5 protein-coding genes and 1 pseudogene are annotated in these 6,778 nt (G+C 71.5%); all 6 read right to left on the minus strand.

Annotation, left to right across the window (positions count from 1 at the left end; genetic code table 11):
* Positions 1 to 273, minus strand: a pseudogene (locus tag ASG00_RS15480) (FtsQ-type POTRA domain-containing protein); the annotation flags it as partial.
* 182 nt (positions 274 to 455) lie between these two features.
* The gene (murC, locus tag ASG00_RS12330; protein WP_056209954.1) at positions 456 to 1,859 is read right to left on the minus strand and encodes a UDP-N-acetylmuramate--L-alanine ligase; all 1,404 of its coding nucleotides are present in this window, start codon (positions 1,857 to 1,859) and stop codon (positions 456 to 458) included.
* A gap of 67 nt (positions 1,860 to 1,926) precedes the next feature.
* Entirely contained in the window at positions 1,927 to 3,000 is a 1,074-nt protein-coding gene (locus tag ASG00_RS12335; protein ID WP_045247231.1) for a UDP-N-acetylglucosamine--N-acetylmuramyl-(pentapeptide) pyrophosphoryl-undecaprenol N-acetylglucosamine transferase, read from the minus strand.
* Positions 2,997 to 4,277, minus strand: a complete 1,281-nt coding sequence (ftsW, locus tag ASG00_RS12340) for a putative lipid II flippase FtsW (RefSeq protein WP_056209956.1) — start codon at positions 4,275 to 4,277, stop codon at positions 2,997 to 2,999. The genes ASG00_RS12335 and ftsW overlap by 4 nt, the downstream gene beginning before the upstream one ends.
* On the minus strand, positions 4,231 to 5,781 hold the full coding sequence (murD, locus tag ASG00_RS12345) for a UDP-N-acetylmuramoyl-L-alanine--D-glutamate ligase (protein ID WP_056209958.1): 1,551 nt from the start codon (positions 5,779 to 5,781) through the stop codon (positions 4,231 to 4,233). The genes ftsW and murD overlap by 47 nt, the downstream gene beginning before the upstream one ends.
* Positions 5,778 to 6,778 (minus strand): phospho-N-acetylmuramoyl-pentapeptide-transferase (gene mraY, locus ASG00_RS12350; RefSeq protein WP_056209960.1); only part of this gene is annotated, 1,001 nt, incomplete at its 5' end. The genes mraY and murD, both read right to left, overlap by 4 nt.

Here is a 6,778-nt window from a genome sequence, read left to right on the forward strand (position 1 = left end):
GATGAGCAGCACGACGGCGGCGACGACCGACAGCCACACGATGCGCCTGCGACGCTGGCGAACGGTGAACCGACGCACCTCCGAGCGGATCGCGCGCCGCCGCGCACGCGCGGACCGCCACACGTCGCCGAGACGAACCGTCGACTCCGCCGCCGCCGGCGGCTCCGCGGGAGCGTCGACGGGGACCGCTTCCCGGTCGACGGGCCGCAGCGGTTCGGGCGCGAACAGCGGTGCGTCGTCGATCCACTCCGGCATCGGCGCGGTCTCCTCCACCGCCGGCTCCGACGGGCGTCGTCGAGACGCGGACGCACGGGCCGGGATCTCCCGCCGCTGCGCTTCCGGCGCCGACGCCGGTGCCGCATCGGATGCCGCGCCACGCGCGGATCCGCCGCGATCGGCCGCGGCGCGGCGCGGCGGCTCCTCCGGCGTGGGCAGCGGGGTGGGCCGTCGCACCGTCAGACCCCCGCGGGCTCGGTCTCGAGAGCGGCCAGCACCTGCGGGATGATCCGGTACACGTCCCCGCAGCCGAGGGTGATCACGACGTCGCCGTCGCGGGCGACGCCGGCCGTGTAGTCGGCGGCGGCCTGCCAGTCCGGGACGAACGCGACATGCGCGGCATCCGTGAAGTCGTCGCTGACGAGTCGGCCCGTCACTCCCGGCACCGGATCCTCGCGAGCCCCGTACACGTCGAGCACAACGGTGTGGTCGGCCAGACTCTCGAGCACCTCGGCGAACTCGCGGTGCATCTCCTGCGTGCGCGAGTAGGTGTGGGGCTGGTGCACGGCGATGATGCGTCCGCCGTCGGCGAAGGTGCGGGTCGCGGCCAGGGCCGCGGCGACCTCGGTCGGGTGATGCGCGTAGTCGTCGAAGACTCGCACACCCCGGCGTTCGCCGTGGAGTTCGAGGCGCCGCACGGTGCCGGCGAACCCGGTGACGGCGTCGGCCGCGGCGGCGAGCGGGTAGCCGAGCGTCAGCAGTACAGCGACCGCACCGGCGGCGTTGATGGCGTTGTGCACGCCGGGAACGGCCAGACGCACCGAGGCCGACTCCCCCGCGTGGTGCAGCGTGAAGGCCACCGGACCGTCCGTGCGCACCTCGGCGACGCGCACGTCAGCGTCGTCGGCGAGGCCGAACGAGATCACGTGAGGATGCGTCGTGGCCGCCCGCACGCGCAGCGCGCCCGGGTCGTCCGACGAGATGACGACCGCCCGCGTGGCCGCGTCGGCGAAGCGCACGAAGCCATCGAAGAAGGCATCGCGGGTGCCCCAGTGGTCGAGATGATCGGGGTCGACATTCGTGATCAGCGCGATCGCGGTGTCGTACAGCAGGAAGGTGCCGTCGGACTCGTCGGCTTCGATGACGAACAGGTCGTCGGCACCGGACCCGCTGGAGACGCCGCGGTCGGCGATCACGCCACCGCTCACGAAGTTCGGGTCGGCGCCGAGCGCGCCGAGCGCGGTCACGATCATGCCGGTCGAGGTCGTCTTGCCGTGGGCACCGGCCACCGACACGAGCGGGCGCGAGCCGATCAGCCAGTGCAGCGCCTGCGAACGGTGGATGACCGCGAGACCGCGCTGCTTCGCCGCCACGAACTCGGGGTTCTCGGGCCAGATCGCCCCGGTGTGCACGACGGTGTCGGCGTCGCCGAGGTGCGCGGCGTCGTGACCGACGTACACGGTCGCGCCCGCCTCAGCCAGCGCGCGCAGGGCGGCGCTGTCGGAGCGGTCGGAACCCGACACCCGGATGCCGCGGGCCAGGAACATGCGGGCGAGGCCGGACATCCCCGAGCCGCCGATGCCGATGAAGTGCGCGGCGGTGATGTGCTCGGGAATCGGCAGGGTGAGGTCGGGTCTGATCATGACCCGTCAATCCTAGGCTCGCCGATCCTGCACGAGCCGCGGGCGCGCGGGCGCCGCCGCGAGACTCTCAGCGACCCAGTGCCCGGTCGATGAGGGCGACCACGTTCTCGGCGCCGTGCCGGGTGCCGACGAGGGAAGCGGCATCCGTCATCGCCTGGAGCGCCGCGGCATCGGCGAGCAGCGGTACGACCTCGGACCGCACCCGGTCAGGGGTGAACTCCCCGTCGGCGATCAGCCTCGCGGCACCGGCGCGCACAGCGGAGGCGGCGTTGAGCGCCTGCTCGCCGTTGCCGACCGCGTAGGGCACGTAGACCGCGGGGATGCCGAGCGCGCTGATCTCGCTCACCGTCGCCGCGCCCGACCGCGACACGATCGCGTCGGCCGCGGCGAACGCGAGGTCCATTCGGTCGACGTAGCGCCGCAGCGCGTAGCCCGTCGCACCCGGGTCGGCGAGATCGGAGCGCTCCCCCGTCACGTGCACCAGCTGCCAGCCGGCATCGAGCACGTCCCGCCAGGCGCCGCCGAACGCCTCGTTGAGCCGCTGCGCGCCGAGCGAGCCGCCGAACACGAGCAGCGTCGGGCGCGCCGGATCGAGCCCGAACGCCGCCGCACCCTCGGCCCGGCGCGCCGACCGGTCGAGATCGACGATCTCGCGACGCAGCGGCATCCCGACGACCTCGGCTCGCCGCAGCGGCGTGCCCTCGAACGCGACCCCGACGGCGGCCGCGCGGCGCGCGCCCAGCACGTTTGCGAGCCCGGGCTTCGCGTTGGCCTCATGCACGACGAACGGCACGTGCTCGCGGCGCGCGGCGACATAGGCGGGAGCCGCCGCGTACCCACCGAACCCGACGACGACATCGACGCCGCGCTCCCGGATGTCGCGACGCACCGCCCGCACCGCCCGCGCGAAGCGACGCGGGAAGGCGAGGGCCGCGCGGTCGGGGCGGCGCGGGAACGGCACTTTGTCGATGAAGAGCAGCTCGTAGCCGCGCAGCGGCACGAGGCGCGCCTCGAGGCCCTCACGGGTGCCGAGAACCAGGACGGATGCCTCGGGTTCGCGCGCGCGCAGCGCGTCGGCGACGGCGAGCAGCGGGTTCACATGACCGGCGGTTCCCCCGCCGGCGAGCAGGTAGGTGGTCACCGCGCGACATCCTCCACGGGTCGGCGACCGCGCGGGGCCGGGGCCGCGGCGGTCGTGACGACCGGGGAGGTGAGCGCGACCGGCTGCGGCAGCGATCGCGTGAACGACAACAGCACGCCCGACGCGAACAGCACGGACACGAGGGACGTGCCTCCCTGCGAGACGAACGGCAGCGGCACGCCCAGTACCGGGAAGATGCGCAGCACGACGGCGATGTTCATGAACGCCTGCGCGGTGATCCACGTCACGATCGCGCCCGACGCGACCCGCACGAACAGGTCGTCGGTGCGACGGATAATGCGGAAGATGCCGACCGCGAGCACCACGAACAGCGAGAGCAGAAGGAGGCATCCGACGAGGCCGAGCTCCTCCCCGACGATTGCGAAGATGTAGTCGTTGGGCGCGGCCGGCAGCCAGTCGTACTTCTCCTTGGAGTTGCCGAGGCCGAGACCGAAGATGCCACCTCCTGCGAGACCCCAGATGCCGTGCAGCGGCTGGTAGCACTCGTTGTAGTAGCACGACGCGGTATCCGGATTCAGGAAGCTCAGGATGCGCGCGAGACGGTTCGAATTGGTCACGGCGAAGACGAAGCATCCGGCCACGAAGACGACGAGCGGGAGCACGAAGATGCGCAGCTTCACGCCCGAGAAGAAGAGGGCGCCGATGAGCAGCGCCACAAGCACCATCGTGGTGCCGAGGTCGTCGCCGGCGAGCACGGTGCCCATGGCGAGCAGTGCTCCCGGAACGACCGGCACGTACACGTGGCGCCAGTTCGACAGCAGCGGGCCCTTGCGGGCGAGCACGGCCGCGATCCACAGCGCCATGCCCATCTTCACGAACTCGCTGGGCTGCGCCTGGAACGGACCCACCTGGATCCAGGCCTGGTTGCCTCCGGCGTGGACGCCGAGGCCGGGGACGTAGACGAGGAGCTGCACGAGGAGGGCGAAGATCAGGAACGGCCAGGCCATGCGCTTCCAGAACCCGACCGGCATCCGCGAGGCGATGAACATCAAGGGGATGCCGATCGCCGCGAACAGGGCCTGCTTCAGCACGGCCGAATAGGGGTTCCCCCCCGACTCCGTCGCTGTCGCGGAGGTGGCGGAGAGGATCATGACCAGCCCGAACCCGGTGAGCACCAGCACGGTCGAGACGATCAAGAGGTATTCGCCCGGAAGCGGCGTGAACACGCGCCCCAGATGGATGCGGGCGGCGATCCCGCGCCGCCCGGGGTCAGTGTCCGGAGGTGTCGCCGGGGGTGTCTGGGTGCGATCCTCCACCGGCGTTCCTCTCGATCCAGTCCTTCACCGCTGCGGCGAACTTGTTGCCGCGGTCGGCGTACGACGCGAACTGGTCGAAGGATGCCGCGGCGGGGGCGAGCAGCACGACGTCCCCGTCACGGGCGACCTCGCCGGCAGCCTGCACCGCGCGCGCCATGACGCTCTCAGTCTGAGCGTGGTCGACCTCGATGAGGGGCACCTCGGGCGCGTGTCGCTGGAACGCCGCGACGATCGCCGTCCGGTCGACGCCGATCACGACGACGGCTTTCGCGCGACCGCCTCGCGTGGCGACGAGCTCCCCGATGTCGACGCCCTTCAGCAGTCCGCCGACGACCCAGATCGCGCCCGGGTATGCGGCGAGCGACGAGGCCGCGGCATGAGGGTTGGTCGCCTTCGAGTCGTCGACCCACACGACACCGCCGGCACGGCCGACGACCTGGATGCGGTGCGGGTCGAGCGTGAAGTTCTCGAGGGCGGTGCGGATCGCGGCGGGGGCGACATCGAGCGAGCGGGCGAGGGCGCTGGCGGCCAGGATGTTCGCGACGACGTGCGGGGCGGCGAGGTCGCGGGCGGCGAGGTCGGCGACGGTCGTCAGCTCGAGGGCACTGGTGCGGCGCTCCTCGAGGAACGCCCGGTCGACGAGGATGCCGTCGACGACGCCGAGGTCGCTCGGGCCGGGCACGCCCAGGTCGAAGCCGATGGCTCGGGCACCCTCGACGACCTCGGCCTCCTCGACCATGCGGAGGGTCGCGGCGTCTGCCTTGTTGTACACGCACGCGGCCTTCGTGTGGCGGTACACGACGGCCTTGGCGTCGCGGTAGGCCTCGAAGGAGCCGTGCCATTCGAGGTGGTCGTCGGCGAGGTTCAGGCAGACCGCGGCGTGGGGCGACAGCGGCTCGGGGCCGCTCTGCAGCCCGAGATACCAGAGCTGGTGACTGGAGAGTTCGACGACGAGCACGTCGAACCCGAGCGGGTCGCGCACGGCGTCGAGCACGGGCACGCCGATGTTGCCGCAGGGCGCCGCACGCAGCCCGCCCTCGACGAGCATCGTCGCGGCGAGCCGGGTCGTGGTGGTCTTGCCGTTGGTGCCGGTGACGAGCACCCACTCGGCCGGCGTGCCGTCGGCGCGCAGCACCTTGTCGCGCACCCGCCAGGCGAGCTCGACGTCTCCCCACAGGGCGATGCCCGCGTCGCGCACGGCCTCGATGACCGGATGCCGCGGCGAGAACCCCGGGGATGCGATGACCACATCGGGCGCGAAGTCGGTGAGCGCCGCAGGCAGGGCGTCGAGCGGACCGAGGTGGAGGGCGGCGCCGATGACGGGCAGGAGTGTCGCGTACTCCTCATCGGCGTTCTCCGTCAGCACGAGCACCTCGGCACCGAGCTCGGCGACCGTGTCGGCGACGGAGAATCCGGTGACCGAGAGGCCGAGCACCGCGACGCGCACGCCGGACCAGTCGGCGTGCCAGCTGGTGAGGGTGTCGAGCCGCGAGGCGGCCGTCACAGGCGCACCAGCCACTCCACGTAGAACAGGCCGACGCCGGAGAGTGCCAGCAGGCCCGCGATGATCCACATGCGCACGACGATCGTGATCTCCGCCCAGCCACGCATCTCGAGGTGATGGTGCAGGGGGCTCATGAGGAACAGCCGCTTGCCTCGGGTCAGTTTGAAGTAGACCCGCTGGAGGATGACGGACCCGGAGGCGATGACGTAGACGCCGGCGATGACGACGAGCAGGATCTCGGTGCGGGTGAGGATCGCGAGGGCGGCGATGACTCCGCCGATCGACATCGACCCGACGTCGCCCATGAACACCTTCGCCTTCGGCGCGTTCCACCACAGGAACCCGACCAGTGCGCCGATGAACGAGGCGGCGATGATCGCGAGGTCGAACGGGTCCCGGGTCTGATAGCAGGCCTCGCTGAGTCCGGCGTGCGCCGTCACGGCGTCGCAGGGCTGCTTGAACTGCCAGAACGCGACGAGGGCGAGGGCGCTCGTGACGAAGATGGCCGAGCCCGCCGCGAGGCCGTCGAGCCCGTCCGACACGTTCACGGAGTTGGAGCTCGCCACGCCGAGCAGGGCGATCCAGGCGAGGTACAGGATCCATCCGATCACCGCGCCGAGCGCCATGAACGACAGCCACGGAACATCGCGGAAGAGCGAGACGAACGGGCTTGCGGGGGTCTGTCCGTCGCCGTTCGGGAAGTTGAGTGCGGCGATGCCGAAGACCACGACGACGACGCCCTGGCCGGCCACTTTGCGCCAGCCGCTGAGACCCAGGCTGTTCTGCCGCCGCACCTTCATGAAGTCGTCGATGAACCCGACCACACCGAAGCCGACCATCATCCAGATCACCAGGAGCCCGGAGATCGTCGGCGGATTCCGGCCGACGAACGTGCCGATGAAGTAGCCGACGAGCGTGCCGACGATGAAGATCGTGCCGCCCATGGTCGGCGTGCCGCGCTTGGCGCCGTGGCTCGGGTTGTGGATGTTCTCCGGGG

The sequence above is a fragment of the Microbacterium sp. Leaf351 genome, from assembly GCF_001423825.1.
GTDB classification, from domain to species: domain Bacteria; phylum Actinomycetota; class Actinomycetes; order Actinomycetales; family Microbacteriaceae; genus Microbacterium; species Microbacterium ginsengisoli.

Coding starts and splice junctions, on each gene's coding strand:
- murC (WP_056209954.1), bottom strand. CDS start 1,859: ATGATCAGACCCGACCTCACCCTGCCGATTCCCGAGCACATCACCGCC.